The sequence below is a fragment of the Xanthovirga aplysinae genome, from assembly GCF_009711365.1.
Lineage (GTDB): Bacteria > Bacteroidota > Bacteroidia > Cytophagales > Cyclobacteriaceae > Xanthovirga > Xanthovirga aplysinae.
The window spans coordinates 1-876 of record NZ_SMMB01000254.1 but is presented as its reverse complement, the minus strand read 5'-3'; the positions used below and the strand labels follow the sequence as shown (position 1 = coordinate 876).

The 876-nt window shown below is 33.1% G+C and carries 2 protein-coding genes; both read right to left on the bottom strand.

Going from position 1 to position 876, the window contains the following annotated elements:
• Positions 1 to 69: 69 nt before the first annotated feature.
• The gene (locus tag E1171_RS24840; protein WP_425509594.1) at positions 70 to 216 is read right to left on the bottom strand and encodes a zinc ribbon domain-containing protein; all 147 of its coding nucleotides are present in this window, start codon (positions 214 to 216) and stop codon (positions 70 to 72) included.
• Complete coding sequence (locus E1171_RS00620; protein WP_155203086.1) at positions 217 to 675, bottom strand: hypothetical protein; 459 nt, start codon at positions 673 to 675, stop codon at positions 217 to 219. It abuts the gene before it with no gap.
• Positions 676 to 876: the final 201 nt, after the last annotated feature.

Below are 876 nucleotides of genomic sequence, written 5' to 3'. Positions count from 1 at the left end.
ACCCTGAGAGATTCCTATCTCCAAAATATTCATAGCAGCATTGATACCTGAATTTATCTGATGATTACATTATTCACCAATAAATAGATCTCGAGATTCACGGCTGTTCTTTTTAGTCATTAATATATTGCCACACATGGAACAAATTTGAGATGTATATGCAGAGTTTATTTTTATCACTTCTCGTCCATAGCGATCAGCTTTATAATTTAACATTTAGAAGAAGGAAAAAGCCCCAAGGTCAAGTCTAGAGCGATTCAGACTACTTTTTTGAACTATATTTCTTCCAGTTTCTTTAAATCTTCCTTTTGCACTTTTTGTCATATTCTTCAATCTCAGGTCCTCATGAACAATTACTTGGTTTTCGTTAATTATTTCTGTTGACCTCTTATGAAGAAAATCTTTTCGCATTTTAGCGGTATTCGGTGAAGATTTTAAATTTTCTTTTTTGTCTTTTTCAAGTTTCCTCCTTTTACCTGTCTTACAAAAGATTGCTAAAATCACTTTAGTTTCCCCATAGCATTGGTATAAAACCTTGAGTTTTCCACTATTTCTCCTTCTAAAGTCGTTAAAAACAAGCACCCCTTGTATCAATTCCAATCTGATTACTGTTTTTAAGAAGTTGCTCAAACTAACGTTCACAACAAATACAAGCATAATATCTATTCTGTTCATAGTCATACTTGATGGTAATTTGCTTTATTATAGTATCAGCAGATAGATTAACAAAGACTTTGAACTTGACCACCTTTAATTGTGGTACTTTCAGTATTTAAAGTCGCCGTTTCGGCAAGTCCGACTATGCTTTTAACGTTTGCTATATAGTTTAGCCTCCCTATCACCCTGGCATCTATTAATATTGGTAAAGTTCTTAAG